The following is a 23,368-nucleotide window of genomic DNA, read 5'->3' as shown; positions in this document are numbered from 1 at the left end:
ACAAAAAATCTCCCGGCAAAGCCGGGAGATTTTTTGTGCTTTTAATAGGTCGTGATCTCTATTTTTTCAATGACCACATCTTCCACAGGAGTGCTGCCATCGGCTCCCACTTCTGTTTTGGAAAGGGCGAGCACGTTGTCGAAGCCCTCAAATACCTGGGCGAACACAGTGTGGCCGATCCCCATGGTAGAATAATAACCGTCCAGATGGGGATTGCCTCCGTGCTCGTTGTAGAGCGTTTTCATCTCCTCCGGTACAAGGTCCATTTTGATCCACCTTCCGTAGGTGGCGGAGAAAGCGTCAGGATCCTCCTGATACAGCTTAAAGCCCTCTTCATAATTTTCCCAATTTACCTGAGTACCGCCGGTAGCGTTGATAAAGAACTGACTTCCGTTGGTGTTGGCGCCGCTGTTTGCCATGGAAACTGATCCGTCAATATTCAGCAGATTTGACTGGAATTCGTCTTCAAAGGATTCGCCCCACACACTTTCTCCCCCGGTGCCGTTGCCATCGGGATCTCCGCCCTGGATCATAAAATTTTCCATGACGCGGTGAAAGGTGAGTCCGTCATAATATCCCTGAATAGCGTGAAGCTTGAAATTGTATACCGCCTTCGGCGCTTCCTCCGGGAAAAAACGAAGCTTAAAGGTTTCACCGGACTTCATGGTCACCACGGCGATTTCCTCTCCTTTTTCAGGCGGATCCAGCTGGTATCCGATTTTCTCATGATTTGAAGAGGCGGTCAGCTGCGTTTTTTCAACAAGCTCCTCCGAATGCTCCAGTACGCTGGCGGCAGGAGAAGCCTTCGCCGCGCAGGCAGTACAAAAAACACAGAGAAACAGCAGTGCGAAAGAAAGTGTTACTTTTTTCATGGGAAACCTCGCTTTCGAAAATTGGCGGTGAAAATCCGCATGGTGGAATTCAGAAAGAATATTTTTATTGTATCTCAAATTTTGGAAACTTGCAAGCCCTCCCCTCTTTTTCTATCGTCATTTTATACCTTCCGGCCTCATATATTCTTTTGTAGTGTAAAGAAGGAAGGACGTTTCCCTCTTAAGAAAGGAATGGTCAACACGATGAAATTTTATCCGGAAGGGCGCCGTATCGATACGTTTGAAAACAGAGCTGCGCTTCAGTCTCCCGCCTCTTTATCGGAAGCCATGCGCGATAAAAAAATATTGGAAGCCCGTGCGGTCATGTGCGACAGCAGCCATAACCTAATCGTGGATTTCAAATTTATGAAAGGGATCATTCCCCGTGAGGAAGGCGCTGTCGGTATTAAAGAGGGCACCGTCAGGGATATTGCCATTATTTCCCGGGTCAACCGGCCCGTTTGCTTTCTGATACAGGATTTTATACGGGAAAGCGACGGAAAAATCACGGCGCTTTTGTCACGCCGGGCCGCGCAGGAAAAATGTCAGGAGGAATACATAACTGCCCTTGTGCCGGGAGATGTGATAGACGCGCGGATCACACACATTGAGCCCTTTGGAGCTTTTGTCGATATTGGCTGCGGCGTGGTTTCTCTGCTTCCCATCGACGCGATTTCAGTTTCTCGCATTGAGCATCCAAGAGAGCGTTTTTCGGTAGGAATGGATATCAAGGCTGTGGTAAAAACAAAGGATCATGGCCGGATCACACTTTCTCATAAGGAGCTGCTGGGAACCTGGGAAGAGAACGCTGCAAAATTTCGGCCCGGTGAAACGGTATCGGGAATTATCCGCAGCATGGAAAGCTACGGTGTTTTCGTGGAGCTTACTCCCAATCTTGCCGGGCTTGCGGAGGTGCGGGAAAATATTTTTCCCGGCCAGCAGGCAAGCGTATTTATCAAGAATATCCTGATCCCCAGAATGAAGATCAAGCTTATCATCATTGATACCTTTGATGGGGATCCCACAAGACCATCTCCTCCGGAGTATTACTTCCACGGCTCTCATATGGACGAATTTGTTTATTCACCGCCGCAAAGTGAAAAGTATATCGCCACGAAATTTGAGGCCTAATAGCAAAACAGGCCGGACGGTATCGTCCGGCCTGTTTTGCTGTGAAAGCTTCTCCTTGCTCACTGTTCCGTAAAAGAAAAGCTTCCATTTTCAAAAGAGCATTGATACTTCTTTCCGGTAACAATAGTGCCTTCCAGCATCTTTTCGGAAATGGTATCTTCGATGCTGCTTTGGATCACACGGCGAAGCGGACGAGCTCCATAAATGGGGTCGTACCCCTTATCGGCTACCGCGGAAACCGCCTCTGGCGTAAATTCTATTGTTATCTCCATTTCCCGCAGCTTATTCTGCAAACTGGAAAGCATTTTCTCAGCAATCTGCAAGGTGTTTTCCTTGTTCAGTTTATGGAACACGATAATATCGTCCACCCGGTTCAGAAATTCCGGCTTGAACAGGTTTTTCAGCTCATTCATCACCAGTTCTTTTGTTTTCTCAAAATCACTGGATTCGCTGGCGCCTGTTTCCGCAAAGCCCAGGTTTTTTTGCTTTTCTGTGATCAGGCGCGCACCCACATTGGAGGTCATGATGATGACCGTGTTTTTGAAATCCACTGTTTTTCCCTGAGAATCGGTGACCCGGCCATCTTCCAGGATCTGCAGCAAGATATTGAACACATCCGGGTGAGCCTTTTCGATCTCATCGAAAAGTACCACAGAATAGGGTTTTCTGCGTACAGCCTCCGTAAGCTGACCACCTTCTTCAAAGCCGACATATCCGGGAGGCGAGCCAACCAGCCGAGAGGCAGTGTGCTTCTCCATATATTCTGACATATCAAAGCGCACCATGGCCTTTTCATCGCCGAACATGGCCTCCGCCAGGGCTTTGGAAAGCTCAGTTTTTCCTACGCCTGTTGGGCCAAGAAAGATAAAGGAGCCGATGGGACGGTTTTTATCCTTCAAGCCCACCCGGCCCCGGCGGATCGCTTTGGCAATGGCGGAAACCGCCTCTTCCTGTCCGATCACACGCTTGTGCAGGGTTTCCTCCAGGCGCAGCAGCCTTTTACTTTCCTCTTCGGTAAGCTGCGATACCGGAACTCCGGTCCACATGGAAACGATATCCGCAATATCATTGGGCGTAACGATGCTGTTATTACGTTCATTTTTTGCTGCCCACTCGTCTTTGGCCCGTTCCAGCTTTTCTTGCATCTCTTTTTGGCGATCTCGCAGAGACGCCGCCTGCTCAAACTCCTGAGAGTTGATGGCCGCGGCCTTTTCTCCCTCAATCTTTTTGATCTCTTTTTCCATATCCTGCAGATTATCGGGCGCTGTAAAGGCACGAAGCCTTACACGGGAAGCTGCCTCATCAATGAGGTCAATTGCCTTATCCGGCAGATACCGGTCTGAAATGTAGCGTGCGGAAAGCCGCACCGCCGCATCGATGGCTTCCTCTGTGATCTGCACCTTGTGGTGCGCTTCATAGCGATCCTTCAGGCCCTTGAGAATAGAAATTGCCTCTTCCTCACTGGGCTCTCCCACGGTAACGGGCTGGAACCGCCGTTCCAGGGCCGCATCTTTTTCAATATGCTTCCGGTATTCGTTGATGGTGGTGGCGCCGATCACCTGGAAATCGCCGCGAGCCAGAGCAGGCTTCAGAATATTCGCGGCGTCAGTGGAGCCCTCCGCGGAACCTGCTCCGATGATCGTGTGCAGCTCATCGATAAACAGGATCACGCGGCCGTCCTTTTTTACCTCGTCAATGGCATTTTTGATCCGTTCCTCAAAATCGCCCCGGTATTTTGTTCCGGCTACCATGCCGGTCAGATCCAAAGAGACCAGGCGTTTGTCCTTTAAGGTTTCAGGTACGTCCCCCGCATGGATCTTGAGGGCCAAGCCTTCCGCAACAGCGGTTTTTCCCACACCGGGCTCGCCGATCAGTACCGGGTTATTCTTTGTGCGCCGGGAAAGGATCTGAACCACCCGCTGGATCTCCTGCTCTCTTCCGATCACAGGGTCGATCTTTCCCTGTGCCGCCAGCTGAGTTAAATCACGTCCAAATTGTTCCAAGGCCTTTCCATTGCCCTGTTCTCCATCCACATTACCCATTGCGGGTTCGCCGGAGGAAAACGCGGTATTGCTCAGCAGAGAGGATAATTCTGCGGTGATACGGGCAGGATCCACGCCAAGGATCCGAAGGAACCTCATTCCATAACAGCTTTCATCTTCAACTACGGCGATCAGCAGGTGCTCCGTACCTACATAGGCGTTATGAAGCCGCGCCCCGGCCATGACAGCAATTTGCAGGATCTGCTTTGTCCTGGGGGTAAAAGCATCGGGAGAAAGGCTTGTAGGCTCGCCCGAACCCACCCTTTCACGAACAAGGTTCTCATAGGCTTCCGCAGTCACTCCCAGCTTATTCAGCACAGTAAAGGCGGCGCCGGTCCCCTCTTTCAAAAGGCCCAGTATCACATGCTCACTGCCGATATAGTCGTGTCCCATTTCCTGGGCGGAAGCAACCGCCAGATTCAAAGCCTGATTGGCCTTTTCTGTAAATCCATTAAAACGATACATAAAGTTCTCAACTCCTTTGACAAAAACTCAGTATATAGTTTCTCGTTCAAACATCTGAAAGCTTGGCGCACACCTGGCGTACCAGTTGAGCGCGAACGATATCACGCCGGGTTTGCTCCAGCGGCTGTTCACCGGAAGAAGCCAATGTGGCCGGCTGCGCCTTTACGGAAAGGCTGTTCAATTCTTCCTGGGTAACGCCGTGAAGCAAACCAATGGATAAGCCCAGCCGGATATAGGAAAGCAGCTCCATAAGCTCTCCGCTGGAAAGTATTTTGGCGCTTTTCAGCACGCCTGCCGCCCGTTGAATCTTATCCTGGATCACAAGATTGGAACCAAGTTCTTCCCTGGCCCTGCGCTCCTGTTCGATCACCTGTGCGGTGATTGCGTTTAGATTGTCGATCGCCTCGGCCTCGCTGAGCCCCAGAGTGATTTGATTGGAAAGCTGGTACATTGCTCCGGTAATCTGGCTTCCTTCCCCATAGCTTCCACGCAAAGCCATACCCAGCTTTGCCAGATTAGAGGAAATACGGGGCATTGCGCCGCTCTCCGTCAAGGCGGGCAGGTGAAGCATTACGGAAGCCCGCATTCCTGTACCCAGGTTTGTGGGACATTGCGTCAGGTATCCAAGCTCCGGATCAAACGCGAAGCGCAGGCTTTCTCCCAGTAGTGTATCCAATCGATCGGCGGATTCGGCAGCCTCCTTGAGAGAAAGTCCTTCCTTCATTACCTGGATCCGAAGATGGTCTTCTTCATTGATCATAATGGAAAAGCTTTCATCTTCGGAAAGAAGCAGCGCTTTTCCCTGGCGGTCAGAAATAAATTCCGGGCTTACAATATGGCGTTCCACCAGGGAAACGGCCTCTTCCTCGGAAAGCGAATCCAAGGGAACAAAAGAAAACTGCTTTGCCGCCGCACTGTTTCCGGAAAGCAGCGCGTCTTTTATTTTATTTTCAATTTCTGCTTTTTCCTGCGCGTTTGCCTTGCCGGGGAAAGGATATTGCTGCAAATTCCGAGCCAGACGCACCCGCGTGCTGTATACGACATCACTGTGGTTTCCCGCCTTTTCGTACCACTTCAGTACCTCAGCCATTGCCTTCCATCTCCTTTATTTCATCTCTCAATACCGCGGCTTTCTCAAACTCCTGTGCTTCGATCGCCTGACGCAGCAGAAGCTTCTTTTCCTCCAAAGAGGCTTGCGGTACCGGCACCATCTGCCCGGTAGAATCGGAAATACGCAGTGCGGAGCTGCCGGGTCTTTTTCCCTTGTGGTGAACAGTTCCATGAATCCTCTGGATCAGGGGCAGCAGCTGGCGGCGAAAGGTTTTATAGCACTCCTCGCAGCCAAGGTTCCCCGTCTTCGCGATTTCGGCGAAGCTGGAACCGCACTTTTTACAGCGCAGCACCGAATTTTCTCCATGGCTTTTCCCAATCAGGCCTCCCAGCATGGGTCCAAATCCCAAATCCCATGTATCAAACAGGTTTCCATATCCCTTTTCTTTGGCGCAATCGCTGCACAAATGATATTGTGTCAGTTGCCCGTTGACGATCGTTTTAATATGGGTCGTTGCTGTTTTCTTTCCACAGACTTGGCAAATCATAAAGCTTTCCTCCTTTTTTGCTAACCAAATATCCAATTATGCCCTTGCGGCAATCAACATGTTTTTATAAATCGAAGCCCGTACATAGTTCCGAAGCTCCCTGGGGACAAGAGCCAAGGCCTTTTCCGAAACGGCGGCCTGGATCAAATCTACCGCCTCTTTACTGAGTATTCCGTTTTGCAGCATGTTTTCCGACATGGCACGAGCTGTTCCCGCGTCCAAGGTATCTCCTACCGCATTGATAATATGCATGATCATATCCGGTTTAGAGATTTGAAGTCTGGTGATTCGAATGTAGCCTCCTCCGCCCCGGCGGCTTTCCACCAAATACCCTTGCTCCGGTGTAAAACGGGAAGCAAGAACGTAATTGATTTGACTGGGAACACAGCCAAGAGAGCCTGCCAATTCATTTCGCTGAATTTCCGCAATACCGTCCGCCTCTTTTAGCAGCTCTAAAATATAGTTTGCCACACTGTCGCTGATACGCACAAAACCACTTCCGTTTCTGTCTTTGACTTTCTTTGACTTTTATTATACCTGATTTTCATGGAAAATCAAGATCAGAAAAAGTCAAACAAGGCGATTTAACAACGCTCAATTCGAAAAATCCTCTTGTTTTCTCCCTTATGCTTCGATTTTCTTTTATTTTTAAGGAAACACCTCATCATTCTAATTGATATAGCGCGGCAAAAATTTTTTCAGCAGAGTGCAGAAAGGCAGCGCAGGCAGCTGATGCCCTGCAATCCGACTTCGCATGCCGGAGATGTCGTTCAAGGCAATATTCGTAAATTATGCGAGGCTGACTTAACTTCTGTAACACTTTTTGGGGTTCGCCATATGATAGGAGTGTAAATGAAAGGAGGCGCTCTTCCATGTGTGGTTGTGGTAACGGAGGTTGCTCTTGGATCATCATCATCATCCTGATCCTTCTCTGCTGCGGTGGCTGCGGCAGCTTCGCCAATAATGGCGGCTGTGGCTGTGGCAACAACGACTGCGGCAATGGCTGCGGCTGCTGCTAAATAGCGTGCGGGCATCTGCCCTATTCGCTTTTTAAGCCAGCAAAAAAGGGGCACTGCTTTTAGCAGTGCCCCTTTCCCTATTCTCTCGTTTTTTCCGATGGCAACACCGCACAAAGATTGTGCGGTGTTGCCATCTATCAAGTGGCCGAAACAGATTCCAGCGCCTCCTGTAAGGCCAGCGCCAGCTGAGCAGGACAGGAGGTGGATTTTGCGCCGCAGCGAATATCCTTGCAACGCTTAATGTACTCCTGTACCTTCATTCCTTGTGCCAGAGCAGCGACCCCCTGGGTATTGCCGCTGCACCCACCGGTAAATTTCACGGACTGAATGATATCGTTTTCTAAAACAATATCGATCTGCTTGGAACAAACGCCCTGGGGAATGTAATGAATCTCCATTTTTATACGCTCTCCTGTGTTAAAAATAAAATATATCATCGATCCAATGCTACTAATCTACCAAACTCTCTTTCCTTTGTCAAGTAAATGCATCTGGAAACAATTAGTCTTCCGCTTCCTTTGTAAGCAAGTAGTCCGCCTGGAATTTTCGGGAAGACAGATTAAATAAAAGAATGGAAAAAACGGCCAAGAGAACAGCAAGACCGATCAGCAGCAGCGCATTGATCTGAAAAATCCCGGTAAACTGGGCCAAATACAACAAAATAAAGGGAAGGATCAAATATCCCATAGTTTGAAGAGACTCTCCTACACTGTACACTCTTGGCAGGACAAGGCTGACAAACGTAACAGAAAACAGCGCCAGCACCGGCATCAGAAAAAGAACTGTGACAAGCCATTCCAAATTGAAGAAATAAGGCGCCGAAAGCAAAAGATCCGCTACTGAGGCAATAATGGAAAAAGCCAAAAAGGAAACCAGAGAAATGACCACGGAAATCAGCGAACAGGTCGTGATCTTAGCGCTGAACACAGATTTGGGATTCATGGAGGTCAAGAACAATGTTTCTAATGTGCCATTTTCCTTTTCTCCGACAAAGGCACAGGAAGCGGAAGCCACCGCACAAACAACGGGAACCATCAAAAACAAAAGCGGACACAGTAGTGTAGTAAAAGCGTCCAGCCAAAATTGGCGGTAACCGTATTCTCCGCTTTTTTCAGAAAGCAGCGTTTGTATGGAATCGGAAAAGGACGTATTTTTCGGTACAGGAAACAAGCTGATCGCCACAAAATAGGTCAGCGGCAAAATCACTACCAAAATGACCGGCAGTACCATCAGCAGAGCCCGAATTCCCTTGCGTTTCCAAATTGCGCCAAGATCTTTTCCGACCAGCACGGACTCAGCGGAAGAAAAAAGCTTACGGGGCTTCTGGTTCGCCCGGGTCGCCTGTCTCGTAGTCCTGCCATTCTCCGTTGCCTGCTTCTGCGGCTGTCTGGTCCGTGAAGCCTTCTGTCGAGATATCGGCTGCTGGTTCCGATGACTCCTCGTACTTGTCGTATTTGTTTCCCTGTTCATCAGCATCACCTATCCTTTGTACTCTGCCAGTTGCATAAGCGGTATAGATCTCTTCCAGTGAGGGCTTGATCAGCTTCGCTTCATACAGTCTTTTCCCGCTGTTCACTGCCTGCGAGATCAATTTCGGCAATTCCTCTTCCGAAGGGATCTCTTTTTTCCATAGACCCTCCGTCAGCCGGAAACCCGCCAAAGGTGTTTCACCTTCTTCAAAACGAAAAGCCGCCCGGTAAGGAACGCCGGAATCCTGACGCAGACTGACCAGATCTCCCTTTGCCAGAAAAGAGCCTTCTCGCAATAAGCCAAATTCGTCTCCAAGGCCTTGGGCATATTTCATATCTTCTGTACAAAGCAGTACGGTAATACCCTCCTGGGAAATCAAATATGTGAGAAGCTCCTGCACGCTGGTCGCTGCCTCCGTATCCAATCCATCTGCGGGCTCATCCAGTAAAAGCACCTGAGGGCGGTGCATCAATGCTCTTGCCAGAGAAGCACGCCGCAGCACATCGGTGGGCAGCGCGTTTGGCTTTTCATCCCGACCCTCCCAAATATCCAAACGATGCAGAAGAAACGAAACGCGATCCAGCGCATCGTTTTGGTCCACCCCGTTGATATCCGCAAAAAAACGCAGATTTTCCGAAAGGGTCATTTCCCGGTAAAGCCGGGAGGTATGCAGCACGGTTCCGGTCACACCATGCAGCTTTTCCGCTTCAAAAGCAGGAGAAAAACCCAATAAAGAGCATTCGCCCGCCGTGGGGCGGCAAAGCCCGGCCAACAGTCGGATCAGCGTGGTTTTTCCTGACTTTTCCTTCCCGACACAGGCGAAAATACTTCCCTGAGAAACCTGGAGATTCAAGCCATGAAGCGCGGAGATACTGCCATATTTTTTAGAAAGCTCATATGCTGAGATTGCTTCCATAAAACACGCCCTCTTTTTTGATAAAAGTTTATCCGCGGCGGATCTCAGAGGTTCCATGCTCCTTCAAATAGGTCGCCTCCAGATCAGCTAAGTGAAGCTTTACCGCAAGCGGGTAACGGTCAAAAGCAGCGCTGCTTGCAAAGCTTCCTCCCTTTACAGCATCATCAAAGCCCCCCATATGCCAGCGGATCGCCATAGCCTCCGCCGGCTTCAAACGAACGAAACGCTCGATCAGATAAACAGATTTTTCACCGTGACCGTAGGGAAACGCGTCTTCGATCGTATAGTATGGCTTTTTCTCCCAGGCGCCGGTCTCGTCATTTTTTACATTGCGGGTGGACACCTTGTAAAACTGCGCCTTACACACGTCGTGCAAAAGCCCGCATAAAGCAAAGCTTTCTTCACTGTCCCCTTCTTCAAAATATTTATCCCTTAGAACCTGATACACATTGACGCTGTGACGAACCAAGCCAAATTCACAGGCGCAATGGTACTTCGTGCTGGCAGGAGCGGAAAAGAAATCTGTGGTGGAAAGCCAGGAAAGCAGCCTGTCTCCCCCTTCTCTGGTCACATGCTCCTGATAAATTTTGCAAAATTCTTCTTGATATAAATTGTCCGCCATTTCTCCGCCTCTTTCCCTATTCTATAAGTTTTTTCTCATGTTGATGAAAAGAAAAAATCCCTTGGTCTGCCGAAAACCTATCTTTTCCATTCAGTATACCACTTGCCAACACTTTTTTCAAACGATATCTCCAAAGAAAAAAGACAGACCGCCAGTCTGCCTTTCAAGACCTCTATACAGAACGGAAGCCCTTGCCGATGATCTCACTGGTATTTGTAATAAACATGAAAGCCTGCGGGTCTATTTCTTTCAGCTTTTGGCGGAGCTTTACTGCCTCGCCGCGCCGGCAAGCGGTGAGGATCACTTTACGCTCTGTGTGAGAATAGGCGCCCTCCGCATTCAGCACAGTAGAGCTGTGGTTCAAAGTGTGAATAATATACTGGCAAACCTCCTCCGGCTTGGAGGTCACAATGGAAAAAAATTTGCACAGGTTGATGCTTTCGATCACAGAATCCACAACAAAAGCTTTCAGAAACAGCCCCAGCAGAGAGAAAAGTCCGGTTTTCATGCCAAAAATGAAGCAGGCAGAAAAGGCGATCAAGCTGTCGCTGACAAACAGGGCCTTTCCAATATCCGTAAGGCCGGTATATTTCTTCAGGATCATCGCAACAATATCTGTTCCGCCGCTGGAGGCGTTACAGTTGAACAATAGAGCTGAACCAACCGCAGGCAGCATAATGGCAAAACAAAGCTCTAAAAGCGGCTGGTCTGTAAAAGGCGCCGTCATGGGATACAGCTTTTCCAAAAGCCAGGTCTCAAAAGAAAACATCAGGCTGCAATAGGTGGTCAAAACTCCGAACTCTCGTCCGATCACTAAAAAACCTACCACGAGCAGAAGAACATTGACGATAGACATGATCGTTGCCGGAGATAAAAAAGGGATCACGTTTCCCAAAATAATGGAAATACCGCTGACTCCCCCTGTTGTAAAATGATTGGGGAATTTGAAAAAATAAACACCTAAAGAGAGAAGAAATACCCCCAGGTTTACAATGCCAAAGGTTTTCAAATTGGGAAGATCGCTCCGTGAAAAAATTTTTTGCTTTTTTGAATTCCTTACCATTTCCGGCACCTCACCGCTGTCTCTGTTTTCGCTACAAAATCAGTGTGCTCTGAAAATCCTCACAGATTCTACCACAGTGTTCCCCGTTTTACAACCATTTTTGCAAAATAAAAAGCCGGTACAGTAAACACCTGTGCCGGCCAAAAATTCTGATCAACGGATCAGCGCCTCCAGGAAATGAACAGCGGCGCCGATATCCTTCTCCGGGTCGTCCCCTACCTCGCGCTCAATGGTGAGGAAGCCCGTGAAACCGATCTCATGCAGGGCTTTCAGATAATTGGGGAAATCCACATCGCCTTCGCCCAAGGGGAGCTCGATGAAAGAGGAATCCTCCAGCATATCGGACTCCACCATGCCATACAGAATCTCAGGGTCACGGTAATGGAGGCGGCGGCCATCCTTGGCGTGAGTATGAACGATATAATCTTTTAAGGTATAAACGGCCTGTACCGGATCGTCTCCGGTAACCATGACAAAATTAGCGGGATCAAGATTTACCGCAACACCAGTGGAATGAAGGCCGTCCAGGAAATTCCGAAGGGTAGCCGCCTTTTCAGGGCCCGTTTCAATAGCGAAATGAGCCTGCAAAGAATCGGCATACTCTGCCAGCTTACCGCAGGCGTCCTGCATAATGGCGTATCGAGGATGAGAAGGATCTTCAGGCACCACGCCGATATGGGTGGTCACCACTTCGGTTTCCAGATCCTTCGCCAGATCGAGGATTCGCTTTGACTGCTCGATCAGGCCGGGATTCAACTCAGGCTTTACAAAGCCCTGCCCCAGATCGCCGCAAAGCGCGGAGATCGTAAGGCCGTGATCCTTTACAGCCTTCAAAAATTCCCGGCGCTTTTCCGGGCTCATCTGCTGGGGCGACATTTCACCTCGTGTGGCATAGACCTGAATTCCCTTTGCGCCTAAAGCCTGCGCCTTATCCAGGGCCTTCGGAAATTCCGCGCGGAAGGAATCCAGCATAACGCCGATAGAAAACGGATACATTTAATAAACTCCTCTCTTATTACAATGCAATTTCTTTGTGCTGCTCGGCGGAATCGTAAATTGCCTGCATCATTTCAGCAGTAACGATCACCGTGTCAATATGGGAAGGCAGTTTTTCTCCGGTTTTGATGCACCGAAGGAAAGCATCGATCTCATTTTGGAAATGATCTCTCATTTGGAACTGGGGCGTGTATTTGACCAGGGCGCCGTCTTCTGTGGTATACACATCAAAATCCTTTCCATAGTGCAAGCGGATCCCGCCCTTATCGCCCATGAAATCAATGTACTGTTCAGATTCCCCGATGTTCTGCGCCCAGGCGCCGTTTACTGTGATCACAGGGCCCTCTGTACGGATCAAAGCTGTTACGGAATCATCTACATCATACACGCCATCGTACTTCGGAGGACCGGCCCACATATCGGTGTACACGTAATTTTTCATATCCTTCCCAAGCTTGCAGAAGGTTTCCCCCGTAACAGTTTTTACCGTGGGATCGCCGCAGCAATACATAACGATATCCAAATAATGCACACCCCAGTCGATCAAAGCGCCGCCTCCGGCAATGGCCTTGGTGGTAAACGCCCCGCCCAACCCGGGAATGGAGCGATGAGCCCGGAAGCTGACATATACATGATGAATGCTGCCCAGCTTTCCCTCCTGAATGTACTGCCTGATGCGGTTTACACTGTCGTTAAAGCGGTTCACCACACCGATATTCAGAACTCTTCCGGATTCGTGCTGAGCCTTTTGCATTTCCAGAGCCTCGGAATACACCCTGGCGGCGGGCTTTTCGCAAAGCACGTTTTTTCCTGCCCGCAAAGCGTCAATAGCAATTTGCGCGTGTACGTTATTGGGGGTACACACAGAAACCGCTTCGATCTCAGGATCCTTCAGTACCTCATGGTAATCGGTCACAGCGGTACCGCAGTTGTAATCCCTTACAGCCTTTTCCGCCCGCTCCGGAATAATGTCGCAAAAATACTTGATCTCCGCCTCCGGATTATTTACATAGGCAGGAATGTGAGCCGCGTTCGCAATGGTTCCGCAGCCAATGATGGCGACCTTCATGATAAAAATCTCCTTTACAGCGCCGCAGTTGGACGCTTACTTCAGTCAGACAGCATAAAATGGAACCGTCCGACTAAGGTGATTATACTCTATCGGCCTTGTATTTGCAAAGTTTATTTTCCAAAAAATACCGCTATATTTTGTGAGCTTTCTTATTGCATATTACACAACAAGCTCCGAAAAACACTTTTAGAGATGTCAAATTAAAACTTTTTCGTTACAAGCATGATTTTTTATGCTATACTTTATAATAAAATCTGAATTTCAGGGAGGAAATTGCCATGAACGAAACCCTTGAGCTGATGATGAACAGGAAATCGATCCGGGCCTTTCAGGAAAAGGAAATTCCGGCGGAGGTCAAGGAAACGATCCTATCGGCGGCGATGCGGGCTCCCACGGCTGGAAACCTGATGCTCTATTCCATTTTGGACGTTACCGAGCAGCCGCTGAAGGATAAGCTTGCCCTTACCTGTGACCACCAGCCCTTTATTGCCACCGCGCCCATGGTATTGATTTTTTTGGCGGATTACCGCCGTTGGTACCGGAAATTTCAGCAAGCCGGCGGCAACCCTCCCGCTCCGAGGCTCAGCGACTTTATGCTTTCCATGAACGACGCCATGATCGCCGCTCACGCCGCCTGTATGGCTGCGGAAAGCCTGGGAGTGGGCTCCTGCTATATCGGAGATATCATCGAGCAATGGGAAACACACCGGGAGATCTTTCAGCTTCCCGAATATGTTGCTCCCGTGTCCATGCTGGTATTCGGATATCCTACCCAGCAGCAGAAGGAGCGTCCTCTGGTTTCCAGGTTTCCAAAAGAAACGATCGTATTTGAAAATCAATATCGCGATCTGTCGGAGGAAGAGCTGAACGATTTCTGCAAAAGCGACCGCGCCAAGCTCATTTGCGAAAACAAGTACACCTCCGAGTTTGCATTGGAAATGGAGCGCTCCGCAAAAGAGATCCTGAAAAACTGGACAGGAAAGCCGAAACAGGATTAAGCGTATTCTGATTTTTTCAAAGCCAGCCGGGCAGGCCCGCAAAAGTTCGGCTGCCTCCCCACATACGAAAGCAGCGCACAGGATAATTTCCGTGCGCTGCTTTCGTATGTGACCAGGCCTGTAAGCCGAGTTCTGTCTTGAACAGTCATCTATCTTGGCCTGCCGTTGCCGACAGGCTCACGCCACCTCCATAGAACGCGCAGGGCTGCGCTTGAAGCAAAAGCTTCTGTTCCTCCACGGTGTTGCTCCGAATAGGGTTTACAGGGCCGTGTGGTCTCCCACACGCCGGTGAGCTCTTACCTCGCCTTTCCACCCTTACCGAAAAATCGGCGGTATTTCTCTGTTGCACTATCCCTGGGGTCGCCCCCGGCGGCCGTTAGCCGTTATTCTTGCCCTGGGGAGCTCGGACTTTCCTCAGATATTCGCTTTCGCGGAATATCCGCGACTGTCCGGCCTGCTCACATGACCTCTATTTTACGGGAACGGCTTCCTGTTTGTCAATAGTTCTTTTCCGAAAGCAGCCGATTCTTTTCGTCCCAAAGCTTTTGGGAAAGATCCACATAGTAATTGTGCGGGTTTTCAAAACGGGTCACTTCTTCCCACAGGGTGTCCACCTGGGCCAGGCAATACGCTTTTACCGCCTTCAGCGCGCGAGGTGTATACAGGCATTCCCCGTTTTTGAAGATCTGATTCATTAGCGGTACGGCATGGAAGTTTTCTACCGTCTTGCGCTTCCAGGTATGCTCGGGGTCGAAAATTGTATACGGCTTTTCATCATCGATGGTTTCTTCGTGCAGTGTGATCACGTCCGCAATGGCTTTATCGGTTTCCCGGTCAAAAAGCCGCCACACATTTTTGAAGCAGGGTGTAGTGATCTTCGCCACGTTTTCGCTGATCTTGATCTTCGGAATCAACGTGCCGTCTTCCTTTTCTACCGCTACCAGCTTATACACGCCGCCAAACACAGGCTCGGAGGAAGAAGTGATCATTCTTTCACCCACGCCGAAGGAATCCACTTTTGCCCCCTGCATCAGCATATCCCGAATAATATATTCGTCCAGAGAATTGGAAGCGCAGATCTGGCAATCCTCAAAGCCGGCGTCGTCCAGCAGCTTCCTGGCCTTCCGGGAAAGGTAAGTGATGTCGCCGCTGTCAATGCGGATCCCCGCCGGACGGAAACCCTGAGGCACCAGCACCTCGTTAAATACCTTGATGGCGTTGGGCACACCGGACTTCAGCACATTATAGGTATCTACCAACAAGACGCAATTACTGGGATAAGCCTGAGCATACGCCCGAAAAGCCTCGTATTCGCTGTCGAAAAGCTGCACCCAGCTATGGGCCATAGTACCCAGAGCCGGCACACCGAACATCTGGTCGCTGATGGTACAGGCGGTTCCTACACAGCCACCGATATAAGCGGCCCTCGCCCCGTACACGGCACCGTCAAAGCCCTGAGCCCGCCGGGAGCCGAATTCCATTACGCCCCTTCCCTGCGCCGCCCGTACAATGCGGTTGGCTTTTGTGGCGATCAGGCTCTGGTGATTGATACACAGCAGCACCATAGTTTCGATAAACTGGGCCTGGATCGCCGGACCCCGCACCGTAACGACAGGTTCTCCCGGGAAAATGGGCGTGCCCTCCGGAATTGCCCACACATCGCAGGAAAATTTAAAATCCTTCAAATACTGTAAAAATTCTTCGCTGAAAATATGCTTGGAGCGCAGAAATTCAATATCTTCCTGAGAAAATTCCAGGTTTTTCAAATATTCCACCAGCTGCTCCACACCCGCCATAATGGCAAATCCACCGTGGTCCGGTACCTTTCTGAAAAACATATCAAAATAGCAAATAGTATCCCGAAACCCATTTGCAAAATAGCCGTTTGCCATGGTGATCTCATAAAAATCCGTCAGCATGGTAAGATTGCTGTCCTTATCGTAAAAGGTCTTATTCACGGTACATCGCCCTGCCCTTCAGTTTGGAGACTTTTTCTTATTATATCAGCTTTCACCGAAAAGTACAGCAATATTTTCTTGTAAGCTTCCTCAAAAGTTTTCCCTTTTCAAAAGCCAATTTCCGGAAATGCTGTTGCTTTTCCACTCTATTTCCTTTATAATGCCTTTATAAGAGAAAAATCCGCAAAACTCTCCCATTTCAGAAAGGAAAGCGATTCGGCATATGAGACTGAGAAATCAGCCTTTAGGCGACAAAAATCTGATCGGCGCCAGAGTGGAAGCCGCCAGAAAAAGCCAGGGAATGAAGCAGAAGGAGCTTCTTGCCCAGCTTCAGGTGCGCGGTGTAGATCTGAACGCCTCCGGCCTTTCCAAACTGGAAGGGCAGATTCGTTCTGTTACAGATTTTGAGCTGTTGGCCCTTTCTGATATTCTGAATGTTTCTGTTTCCTGGCTTTTGACGGGTCTCGAGCGCTGACAACGCGAAAAATAGAAGTTTCTTCGACGCAGTTTTTTAGCTGCGTCGTTTTTCTTTTTCACCAAAAGTCTTATAAAGCAAAAGCCAATGAAAAAAGAGGGAAAAATCGTCCATACTATTTTCAGAAAGCACAAGCGCAAATATGGCTGTTTGGGAAAGGAAAAGGTATGCTTATTTTTCAAAAGGAAGAACTGAAAAGGTTATCTCCCCTACTCCTATTCTGGGTGATCTATACCGCGCTTTTCTTCCTTTGGGCCAAAACCTTTTTCTATACGCTGCCCTTTCTATTTGGTTTATTGATCGCGACCTTTGTGCAGCCGGCTATCAAATTTTTGGAAAAGAAGCTTCACTGGAGCCACACAACAGCCACAGCGGTAACGGTTTTCCTTTTTCTCGCGGCGCTGGGTGCGCTGTTTATTATTCTCGGTGTGATAGCAGTGCAGGAGATCACCGCTTTTCTCATGCAGGCCTCAGAAAATGGATTTGCGGAATTCTCACAGCCCGTATCGGATTTTTTGAACAAAATCGGCGGATATCTGCAAAAATTCGATCTGACCTTCTGGGAGCAAAATAAAGAAATGATTTTAGAGCAGCTGCAAAAGAGCATGGACCTCATTTTAGGCTTTCTAGGTATGGTACTGGGCTTTTTTTCGTCTTTGCCGGCAGTGATCACCATGCTGATCGTCACCGTGGTTTCCGCCTTTTTTATCGCCAGAGATCTGGAGAAGCTAAAGGCCTGGCTGAAAGCTCTGCTCAGCAGTACCTTCGCGTCACACATGAAAACCGCCGCCAAGAGCAACGGCGGCGTTGGTCAAAAATATATTTTTTCCTATCTCTTTCTGTACTTTATCACCTTTTGTGAAACCTATGTGATCCTGAAAATTTTATCACTGTCCTATCCGCTATCCACAGCGTTCTTTACCGCCGTTGCGGATGTTTTGCCGGTTTTGGGGCCGGGCTTTGTTTTTCTTCCCCTGATCCTTTATCAGCTTCTGATCGGGCAATACGCCAAGGCGCTGGGGCTTTTGATCGGCTGGGGGATCATCAGCCTGATCCGCCAAATCATGGAGCCCAAGCTGATCTCTTCTACAGTCAAAATACACCCGCTTGCCATGCTGGCTGCCATATACTTCTCTCTGGCAGGAAAAAATCTGTGGATCCTGTTTTACGTGATGGGACTATGCATGCTGTATTCCATTTTCCGGGAAACCGGGGCGCTGCCCGCCGTGATCAAAGGCACAAAGGAAAAAGGCGATGCCGTCCTTGAAAAATAGAGCTTTCTTCCCAGCTTTCAGGTCCGCTCAAAAAGCAGCTTTTCAGAAGCGGCCAGCTGAACGCAGATGCAGAGCAGCTCCATGGCCTGGGTGAGTTCTTCCTCCGGCGGGAAGGTGGGCGCGATACGGATATTGCTGTCGTTAGGATCCGCGCTGTAAGGGAAGGTGGCGCCCGCGTCCGTCAGGATCACCCCGGCCTCTTTACACAGGGATACCACTCTTTTTGCGCAGCCGTTCATCACGTCAAGATTCACAAAATAGCCGCCATTGGGCTTGCTCCACTTGGCAATTCCTAAATTGCCCAATTCCTTTTCTAAAGCCTGTTCTACCAGATGAAATTTCGGCTCCAGAATCTTCCGGTGTCCCTGCATCAACTCCTGTACACCGCTGATATCATGGAGAAACAAAATGTGACGGAGCTGATTGAGCTTATCCGGTCCGATCGTTTGCGCGGAAATACGCTTCTTGATATCCGCAATATTTTTCGGACTGCCGGCTAAAGCGGAAACACCCGCTCCGGGAAAGGATATTTTTGAGGTAGAAGCAAAGAAAAATACAAAATCTTCGGTCCCCTGCTTCATACATTCTTCATACAGATTCAACAAGGTGTCCGGCGTATCCGTCAAATCATGCACACAATAGGCGTTATCCCAAATAACACGAAAATCCTTTGCCGCGGGACGCAGTGCCGCAAACCGGCGAACTGTTTCATCAGAATAAGTGATCCCTGTGGGATTGGAGTATTTCGGAACACACCAGCACCCCTTTACCGCTTCGTCCTTATTGACCAATTCCTCTAAAATATCCATATCCGGCCCTGTTTTCAGCATGGGCACGGGGATCATTTCGATCCCAAAATATTCAGTTACGGCAAAATGCCGGTCATACCCGGGAACCGGACAAAGAAATTTTACTTTTTTCTGTTTGCACCAAGGTTCACAACCACCGAAGCCATGAGTGTATCCTTGAGAAATGCAATCAAACATCATTTGCAGGCTGGAATTGTTGCCCAAAACGATCTGATCGGCAGGAACCCCCAGCATATCGCTGAAAATAGCGCGCATCTCCGGCAGACCATTCCATACGCCGTAATTACGGCAGTCGTCCCCGTTGGAATTGGCAAATTCGCTCCGGGCGTGTAAGGCCTCCAGCACGCCAAGTGCCAGATCCAGCTGTTTCGCGCAGGGTTTTCCTCTTGCCATATTGAGCTGAAGCCTTTTGCTTTTGAAAGCTTCATACCGGCGGGCCGCCTCTTGATTGATCTTCTGGATCTCTTCCTTCTTCATCGCTGTCAGCTTCATCGAGGCATCTCCTTATCCCTAATTCATTTTGAATCTCGCTGTTGACAAAATCATCATTTTAAGGCATCAAACGTGATACATTTTACTCCATACGCCTTAAAAATGCAAGTCAATTTATGAAATCCTGCAAATTTTACGTTTTGCATGATTCAACGATTTCTTTTCTTCATTTTCTGTGCACCACTCTGAAACCGTGAAAAAAATTGCAGAAAGCCTCTATTTGTGCTATAATGGCGATAGCTGTCCGGGAGAAGTGTCATGCTGTGAAGCCGCTCTCTTTTCCATAGGCACGAAAAGCATCTTACTTCTTTCCAAACGGTTTATCATATCTCTGACTTTCAGAAAGGAAGCACAGAAACAATGGGTGGTTTTTTTGGCGTAGCTTCAAAGGAAGACTGTATGTTTGACCTGTTTTTCGGCACCGACTACCATTCCCATTTGGGAACCAGACGTGCCGGAATGGCTGTCTATGATGAAAAACGGGGGTTTGACCGCGCGATCCATAATATTGAAAACTCTCCGTTTCGTACAAAATTTGATAAAGATGTTTCCGCCATGCAGGGAAAAATAGGCATTGGCTGCATTTCAGATTATGAGCCACAGCCTTTGATTGTGCGTTCTCACCACGGCACCTATGCCATTGTTACCGTTGGCAAAATAAACAACACCGATGAAATTGTGCAAAAGCTCTTTGCCAGCGGCTATTCTCATTTTCTGGAGATGAGCGGCGGCGATGTCAACGCCACGGAGCTTGTGGCCGCGCTGATCAATCAGCGGGACAACCTGATCGAGGGGATCCAATATGCCCAGGAAACTGTCGACGGCTCCATGACCATGTTGCTGTTAACTCCGCAGGGGATCTACGCTGCCCGGGACAAGCTGGGCCGTACCCCGGTAGCGATCGGTAAAAAGGAGCATGCTTATTGTGTCTCCTTTGAAAGCTTTGCCTATTTGAATCTGGGTTATACCGAAGCCAGAGAGTTGGGGCCGGGAGAGATCGCTGTGATCACGCCTGAGGGTGCCACTACCTTGGCGGCTCCGGGAAAAGAGATGAAGATCTGCACCTTTTTGTGGGTCTATTACGGATACCCGTCTTCTTCTTATGAAGGCGTCAGCGTGGAACAGATGCGCTATCAGTGCGGCGCCATGCTGGCAAAGCGCGATACCGTTCAGCCGGATATCGTGGCGGGTGTTCCCGATTCCGGTACAGCCCACGCGGTGGGCTACGCCAATGAATCCGGTATTCCTTTCTCCCGCCCATTGATCAAATATACGCCTACCTGGCCCCGTTCTTTCATGCCTACCGTGCAAAGCGACCGCAATCTCATCGCAAAAATGAAGCTGATTCCTGTCCACGATCTGATTCGCAACCGCAGCCTTCTTCTGATTGACGATTCCATCGTCCGCGGAACACAGCTTCGGGAAACCACCGATTTTCTCTATCAAAGCGGCGCGAAGGAGGTACATGTGCGCCCGGCATGTCCCCCGCTGCTCTATGGCTGCAAATATCTGAACTTCTCCCGCTCCACTTCCCTGACAGAGCTTGCCACCCGTCGCGTCATCCGTGAAATGGAGGGAACGGCGGAGCCCAAGGATATTGAAAAATATACCGACCCTGAAACACCGGAACATCAGACCATGGTAGATTTGATCGGAAAAAAGAGAAATTTCACTTCTCTGCGCTATCACCGGCTGGACGACCTGATGGATTCTGTGGGGATCGACAAATGCAAGCTGTGCACCTACTGCTGGAATGGCAAAGAATAATAACGACAAGAGGAGGCTGTTGCAAAACGCAACAGCCTCCTCTTTGTGCGGCACGATCAACGTGTAGAAACATACCCACGCTCTTCATAGGGCTTATAGAGTTCCATCACATCCTGGAACGATCTGTAATCGCAGCCGTTTTCCGGCGCATACATTCCGGTTCCGTTCAAATACCCGATTCCTGACAAAGCTTGAAAGAAAAAAAGAACTTCCGGTTTCCGGAAGCCCTTTTTCCATTTCCGACGAATAAGATCCAACTACTGATCACTAAAATTCCACCGCACCGGGGGTTCTGGGGAACAACGCCACGTCCCGAATATTTTCGATGCCGGTGAGATACATGACAAGCCGCTCAAAGCCGATGCCAAAGCCGGAATGCTTGGTGCCGCCGTACTTCCGCAGCTCCAGATACCACCAGTAGTCCTCTTCCTTCATGCCCAGCTCGTGAATGCGGTCAAGGAGCACATCGTACCGCTCCTCACGCTGGCTGGCCCCCACAAGCTCTCCAATGCCCGGCACCAGCAGGTCAGTGGCGGCAACCGTTTTTCCATCGTCGTTCAAGCGCATATAGAAGGATTTGATCTCCTTGGGATAATCTGTGACAAATACAGGCTTTCCGAAATGCTTTTCGGTAAGATACCGTTCATGCTCCGTGGCGATATCAGCGCCCCAGGAGACCTTAAATTCAAACTCATCATTGTGCTGCTCCAGAATTTTGATGGCGTCGGTATAGGAGACCCGCACAAAATCGGAATCCGCCACATGGCGCAGCCGCTCGATGAGCCCTTTATCCACAAAGGTATTGCAGAATTCCATGTCCTGCGGACAGGTTTCCATCACATAGTTTATCACATATTTGATAGCTGCCTCGATCACGTCCATATCGTCGTTCAGATCCGCGAAGGCAATCTCCGGCTCGATCTGCCAGAATTCCGCCGCGTGCCGGGTGGTATTGGAATTTTCAGCGCGGAAAGTGGGGCCAAAGGTATAAACCTTTCCAAAGGCCTGTGCCATACACTCCACCTCCAGCTGGCCGGAAACTGTCAGCGAGGTGTGCTTGCCGAAAAAGTCCTGCTTGTAGTCTACAGCGCCGTCTTCCGTGCGGGGCAGGTTCTCCAGATCCAGTGTGGTGATCTGGAACATCTCGCCCGCGCCCTCACAGTCGCTGGCGGTGATGATGGGGGTGTGGCAGTAAACAAAACCGTTCTCCTGGAAAAATTTGTGTATTCCCATGGCGGCGGCGGAACGGACGCGGAATGCCGCGCTATAGAGATTCGTGCGGGGACGCAAATGAGCGATGGTGCGCAGATATTCCACGGAGTGGCGCTTTTTCTGCAGGGGATATTCCGGTGCGGAAGGGCCCTCCACTTCGATTTTTTCCGCATGGATCTCAAAAGGCTGCTTTGCTTCCGGCGTGGCGATCAGCGTACCGGTAACGATCAATGCCGCTCCCACATTTTGAGATGCGATCTCCTTGAAATTGTCGATCTTCTCATCTTCAAAAACCACTTGAACGCCCTTAAAAGAGCTTCCGTCGTTCAAATCGATAAAGCCCAGCGTTTTAGAGTCCCGGATCGAACGGGCCCAGCCACACACAGTCACCGTTTTGCCGGCATACGCGGACAGATCTTTATAAATTGCGGATATTTCCTGACGTTTCATACGTTTTGCCTCTTTTCCTCAAGTTTTACTCTATTCAAAAAATCTGATAGGAATCATTATCTTCATAATAAAGCTCGCTGAGAGCATCGTCAAAGAAAACCTGAAAGGTTTCCTCCATTCCGCTGCACAAATTCATACCGGGCAGATCGTTACGCTCTGCCCAAAAGACCTCCCCTTCCTCCGAAGCTTTCAATTCTCCGGAAAATTCCTCTGCCCGATAAAGGAACACGATATAGCGGAAGCCCTGCTCAGAATACCAATCCTTGATCCCACAGGGCCTAGGCGAAGAGATGGTAAGCCCGGTTTCCTCCCGTACCTCACGGATCACAGAATCTGTAATGGATTCTTCATTTTCCAAATGCCCGCCCGGAAAAGCGATCCCCGGCCAGCCATGGCCCTGCCTGTTTTGTACTAAAACCTTGCTGCCGCTCGTGACCATGCACATCGTAGTCAGCTCGGCTTCTATTTTCCTGGGCATGCCTTTCAACCCCGATTTCGAAAGTAATATAAAGAAAAGGCATCGGAATAACCTCCGACGCCTTCTTCTTGGCGGAGAGGATGCGACTCGAACGCACAATGCCTTGCGGCACACCACATTTCCAATGTGGCTCCTTACCAATTAGAATACCTCTCCATATCCTGACGGCTTATCTATTATAACGAATCC

22 protein-coding genes, 1 tRNA gene and 1 other RNA gene are annotated in these 23,368 nt (G+C 49.4%); 6 read left to right on the top strand and 18 right to left on the bottom strand.

Annotated elements, in window-relative coordinates; genetic code table 11:
• Nucleotides 1-41: 41 nt before the first annotated feature.
• Nucleotides 42-872: a peptidylprolyl isomerase gene (locus U8T64_RS07720; protein WP_322182553.1), complete on the bottom strand. Its 831-nt coding sequence runs from the start codon at nt 870-872 to the stop codon at nt 42-44.
• Nucleotides 873-1,076: 204 nt separating this feature from the next.
• Here U8T64_RS07720 and U8T64_RS07715 point away from each other — a divergent pair, with 204 nt between their 5' ends.
• The gene (locus U8T64_RS07715) at nt 1,077-2,003 is read left to right on the top strand and encodes a S1 RNA-binding domain-containing protein (protein ID WP_322182550.1); all 927 of its coding nucleotides are present in this window, start codon (nt 1,077-1,079) and stop codon (nt 2,001-2,003) included.
• A 59-nt stretch (nt 2,004-2,062) separates the two neighbouring features.
• Here the strand turns inward: U8T64_RS07715 and U8T64_RS07710 are convergent, their stop codons facing one another.
• From U8T64_RS07710 to U8T64_RS07695, 4 genes are read right to left on the bottom strand one after another with little or no spacing between them, the layout of a single operon-like run.
• Nucleotides 2,063-4,510: an ATP-dependent Clp protease ATP-binding subunit gene (locus U8T64_RS07710; protein ID WP_322182548.1), complete on the bottom strand. Its 2,448-nt coding sequence runs from the start codon at nt 4,508-4,510 to the stop codon at nt 2,063-2,065.
• Between the two features lie 46 nt (nt 4,511-4,556).
• Nucleotides 4,557-5,600 (bottom strand): protein arginine kinase, encoded by a 1,044-nt coding sequence (locus tag U8T64_RS07705; RefSeq protein WP_322182546.1) that lies wholly within the window; start codon nt 5,598-5,600, stop codon nt 4,557-4,559.
• Nucleotides 5,593-6,108: a UvrB/UvrC motif-containing protein gene (locus U8T64_RS07700; RefSeq protein WP_322182544.1), complete on the bottom strand. Its 516-nt coding sequence runs from the start codon at nt 6,106-6,108 to the stop codon at nt 5,593-5,595. Before U8T64_RS07700 ends, U8T64_RS07705 begins: the two co-directional genes overlap by 8 nt.
• Before the next feature lie 36 nt (nt 6,109-6,144).
• A complete protein-coding gene (locus U8T64_RS07695) occupies nt 6,145-6,597 on the bottom strand; it encodes a CtsR family transcriptional regulator (protein WP_322182542.1) in 453 nt (150 codons plus the stop codon).
• Between the two features lie 383 nt (nt 6,598-6,980).
• On the opposite strand from U8T64_RS07695, the gene U8T64_RS07690 reads away from it, so the two are divergent.
• On the top strand, nt 6,981-7,127 hold the full coding sequence (locus tag U8T64_RS07690) for a hypothetical protein (RefSeq protein ID WP_322182540.1): 147 nt from the start codon (nt 6,981-6,983) through the stop codon (nt 7,125-7,127).
• Between the two features lie 137 nt (nt 7,128-7,264).
• Here U8T64_RS07690 and U8T64_RS07685 read toward each other — a convergent pair whose 3' ends face one another.
• The 7 genes from U8T64_RS07685 to U8T64_RS07655 all read right to left on the bottom strand — a co-directional run bounded on the left by U8T64_RS07685 (nt 7,265) and on the right by U8T64_RS07655 (nt 13,263).
• Nucleotides 7,265-7,525, bottom strand: a complete 261-nt coding sequence (locus U8T64_RS07685) for a TIGR03905 family TSCPD domain-containing protein (RefSeq protein WP_322182538.1) — start codon at nt 7,523-7,525, stop codon at nt 7,265-7,267.
• Between the two features lie 103 nt (nt 7,526-7,628).
• Entirely contained in the window at nt 7,629-8,417 is a 789-nt protein-coding gene (locus U8T64_RS07680; protein ID WP_322182536.1) for an ABC transporter permease family protein, read from the bottom strand.
• A gap of 22 nt (nt 8,418-8,439) precedes the next feature.
• Nucleotides 8,440-9,513: an ABC transporter ATP-binding protein gene (locus U8T64_RS07675; RefSeq protein WP_322182534.1), complete on the bottom strand. Its 1,074-nt coding sequence runs from the start codon at nt 9,511-9,513 to the stop codon at nt 8,440-8,442.
• A gap of 28 nt (nt 9,514-9,541) precedes the next feature.
• Nucleotides 9,542-10,135, bottom strand: a complete 594-nt coding sequence (locus tag U8T64_RS07670; RefSeq protein ID WP_322182531.1) for a hydrolase — start codon at nt 10,133-10,135, stop codon at nt 9,542-9,544.
• 172 nt (nt 10,136-10,307) lie between these two features.
• Nucleotides 10,308-11,198 (bottom strand): YitT family protein, encoded by an 891-nt coding sequence (locus tag U8T64_RS07665; protein ID WP_322182528.1) that lies wholly within the window; start codon nt 11,196-11,198, stop codon nt 10,308-10,310.
• Between the two features lie 153 nt (nt 11,199-11,351).
• Entirely contained in the window at nt 11,352-12,194 is an 843-nt protein-coding gene (locus U8T64_RS07660; RefSeq protein ID WP_322182525.1) for a sugar phosphate isomerase/epimerase family protein, read from the bottom strand.
• A gap of 19 nt (nt 12,195-12,213) precedes the next feature.
• Nucleotides 12,214-13,263, bottom strand: a complete 1,050-nt coding sequence (locus tag U8T64_RS07655) for a Gfo/Idh/MocA family protein (protein WP_322182523.1) — start codon at nt 13,261-13,263, stop codon at nt 12,214-12,216.
• Nucleotides 13,264-13,544: 281 nt separating this feature from the next.
• On the opposite strand from U8T64_RS07655, the gene U8T64_RS07650 reads away from it, so the two are divergent.
• Nucleotides 13,545-14,264 carry a nitroreductase family protein gene (locus U8T64_RS07650; RefSeq protein WP_322182521.1) on the top strand — a complete coding sequence of 240 codons (720 nt, stop codon included), beginning with the start codon at nt 13,545-13,547 and terminating at the stop codon, nt 14,262-14,264.
• Between the two features lie 105 nt (nt 14,265-14,369).
• Here the strand turns inward: U8T64_RS07650 and rnpB are convergent.
• Nucleotides 14,370-14,725: RNase P RNA component class A (gene rnpB / locus U8T64_RS07645), an RNA gene on the bottom strand.
• A 36-nt stretch (nt 14,726-14,761) separates the two neighbouring features.
• Nucleotides 14,762-16,183 (bottom strand): nicotinate phosphoribosyltransferase, encoded by a 1,422-nt coding sequence (locus tag U8T64_RS07640; protein ID WP_437126000.1) that lies wholly within the window; start codon nt 16,181-16,183, stop codon nt 14,762-14,764.
• Between the two features lie 262 nt (nt 16,184-16,445).
• On the opposite strand from U8T64_RS07640, the gene U8T64_RS07635 reads away from it, so the two are divergent.
• Both U8T64_RS07635 and U8T64_RS07630 read left to right on the top strand, forming a co-directional pair.
• Nucleotides 16,446-16,697: a helix-turn-helix domain-containing protein gene (locus U8T64_RS07635; protein ID WP_322182517.1), complete on the top strand. Its 252-nt coding sequence runs from the start codon at nt 16,446-16,448 to the stop codon at nt 16,695-16,697.
• 167 nt (nt 16,698-16,864) lie between these two features.
• Entirely contained in the window at nt 16,865-17,971 is a 1,107-nt protein-coding gene (locus U8T64_RS07630; protein WP_322182515.1) for an AI-2E family transporter, read from the top strand.
• A 17-nt stretch (nt 17,972-17,988) separates the two neighbouring features.
• On the opposite strand, the gene U8T64_RS07625 is transcribed toward U8T64_RS07630, so the two are convergent.
• Nucleotides 17,989-19,272: an aspartate aminotransferase type Ic gene (locus U8T64_RS07625; protein WP_322182513.1), complete on the bottom strand. Its 1,284-nt coding sequence runs from the start codon at nt 19,270-19,272 to the stop codon at nt 17,989-17,991.
• Nucleotides 19,273-19,632: 360 nt separating this feature from the next.
• Between U8T64_RS07625 and U8T64_RS07620 the strand changes: the two genes are divergently transcribed.
• Entirely contained in the window at nt 19,633-21,039 is a 1,407-nt protein-coding gene (locus U8T64_RS07620; protein ID WP_322182511.1) for an amidophosphoribosyltransferase, read from the top strand.
• Nucleotides 21,040-21,306: 267 nt separating this feature from the next.
• On the opposite strand, the gene asnS is transcribed toward U8T64_RS07620, so the two are convergent.
• The 3 genes from asnS to U8T64_RS07605 form a co-directional block, all read right to left on the bottom strand.
• Nucleotides 21,307-22,701 (bottom strand): asparagine--tRNA ligase, encoded by a 1,395-nt coding sequence (asnS, locus tag U8T64_RS07615; protein WP_322182509.1) that lies wholly within the window; start codon nt 22,699-22,701, stop codon nt 21,307-21,309.
• 34 nt (nt 22,702-22,735) lie between these two features.
• Complete coding sequence (locus U8T64_RS07610; protein WP_322182507.1) at nt 22,736-23,179, bottom strand: 8-oxo-dGTP diphosphatase; 444 nt, start codon at nt 23,177-23,179, stop codon at nt 22,736-22,738.
• 69 nt (nt 23,180-23,248) lie between these two features.
• A tRNA-Ser gene (locus U8T64_RS07605) sits at nt 23,249-23,335 on the bottom strand.
• Nucleotides 23,336-23,368: the final 33 nt, after the last annotated feature.

It is taken from the genome of Neglectibacter caecimuris (assembly GCF_034335015.1).
Classification (GTDB): Bacteria; Bacillota; Clostridia; order Oscillospirales; family Acutalibacteraceae; genus Acutalibacter; species Acutalibacter caecimuris_A.
The sequence above is the reverse complement of the archived record's forward strand: the minus strand, read 5'-3'. Positions and strand labels throughout refer to the sequence as shown.

What these genes read in the sequence shown, in the direction of transcription:
- U8T64_RS07640 (WP_437126000.1), bottom strand. Translation starts at nt 16,183, where the DNA reads ATGCTGACGGATTTTTATGAGATCACCATGGCAAACGGCTATTTTGCA.
- U8T64_RS07630 (WP_322182515.1), top strand. Translation starts at nt 16,865, where the DNA reads ATGCTTATTTTTCAAAAGGAAGAACTGAAAAGGTTATCTCCCCTACTC.
- U8T64_RS07610 (WP_322182507.1), bottom strand. Translation starts at nt 23,179, where the DNA reads ATGCCCAGGAAAATAGAAGCCGAGCTGACTACGATGTGCATGGTCACG.
- U8T64_RS07705 (WP_322182546.1), bottom strand. Translation starts at nt 5,600, where the DNA reads ATGGCTGAGGTACTGAAGTGGTACGAAAAGGCGGGAAACCACAGTGAT.
- U8T64_RS07720 (WP_322182553.1), bottom strand. Translation starts at nt 872, where the DNA reads ATGAAAAAAGTAACACTTTCTTTCGCACTGCTGTTTCTCTGTGTTTTT.
- U8T64_RS07660 (WP_322182525.1), bottom strand. Translation starts at nt 12,194, where the DNA reads ATGTATCCGTTTTCTATCGGCGTTATGCTGGATTCCTTCCGCGCGGAA.
- U8T64_RS07685 (WP_322182538.1), bottom strand. Translation starts at nt 7,525, where the DNA reads ATGGAGATTCATTACATTCCCCAGGGCGTTTGTTCCAAGCAGATCGAT.
- U8T64_RS07700 (WP_322182544.1), bottom strand. Translation starts at nt 6,108, where the DNA reads ATGATTTGCCAAGTCTGTGGAAAGAAAACAGCAACGACCCATATTAAA.
- U8T64_RS07710 (WP_322182548.1), bottom strand. Translation starts at nt 4,510, where the DNA reads ATGTATCGTTTTAATGGATTTACAGAAAAGGCCAATCAGGCTTTGAAT.
- U8T64_RS07665 (WP_322182528.1), bottom strand. Translation starts at nt 11,198, where the DNA reads ATGGTAAGGAATTCAAAAAAGCAAAAAATTTTTTCACGGAGCGATCTT.
- U8T64_RS07670 (WP_322182531.1), bottom strand. Translation starts at nt 10,135, where the DNA reads ATGGCGGACAATTTATATCAAGAAGAATTTTGCAAAATTTATCAGGAG.
- U8T64_RS07625 (WP_322182513.1), bottom strand. Translation starts at nt 19,272, where the DNA reads ATGAAGCTGACAGCGATGAAGAAGGAAGAGATCCAGAAGATCAATCAA.
- asnS (WP_322182509.1), bottom strand. Translation starts at nt 22,701, where the DNA reads ATGAAACGTCAGGAAATATCCGCAATTTATAAAGATCTGTCCGCGTAT.
- U8T64_RS07675 (WP_322182534.1), bottom strand. Translation starts at nt 9,513, where the DNA reads ATGGAAGCAATCTCAGCATATGAGCTTTCTAAAAAATATGGCAGTATC.
- U8T64_RS07635 (WP_322182517.1), top strand. Translation starts at nt 16,446, where the DNA reads ATGAGACTGAGAAATCAGCCTTTAGGCGACAAAAATCTGATCGGCGCC.
- U8T64_RS07650 (WP_322182521.1), top strand. Translation starts at nt 13,545, where the DNA reads ATGAACGAAACCCTTGAGCTGATGATGAACAGGAAATCGATCCGGGCC.
- U8T64_RS07620 (WP_322182511.1), top strand. Translation starts at nt 19,633, where the DNA reads ATGGGTGGTTTTTTTGGCGTAGCTTCAAAGGAAGACTGTATGTTTGAC.
- U8T64_RS07715 (WP_322182550.1), top strand. Translation starts at nt 1,077, where the DNA reads ATGAAATTTTATCCGGAAGGGCGCCGTATCGATACGTTTGAAAACAGA.
- U8T64_RS07655 (WP_322182523.1), bottom strand. Translation starts at nt 13,263, where the DNA reads ATGAAGGTCGCCATCATTGGCTGCGGAACCATTGCGAACGCGGCTCAC.
- U8T64_RS07690 (WP_322182540.1), top strand. Translation starts at nt 6,981, where the DNA reads ATGTGTGGTTGTGGTAACGGAGGTTGCTCTTGGATCATCATCATCATC.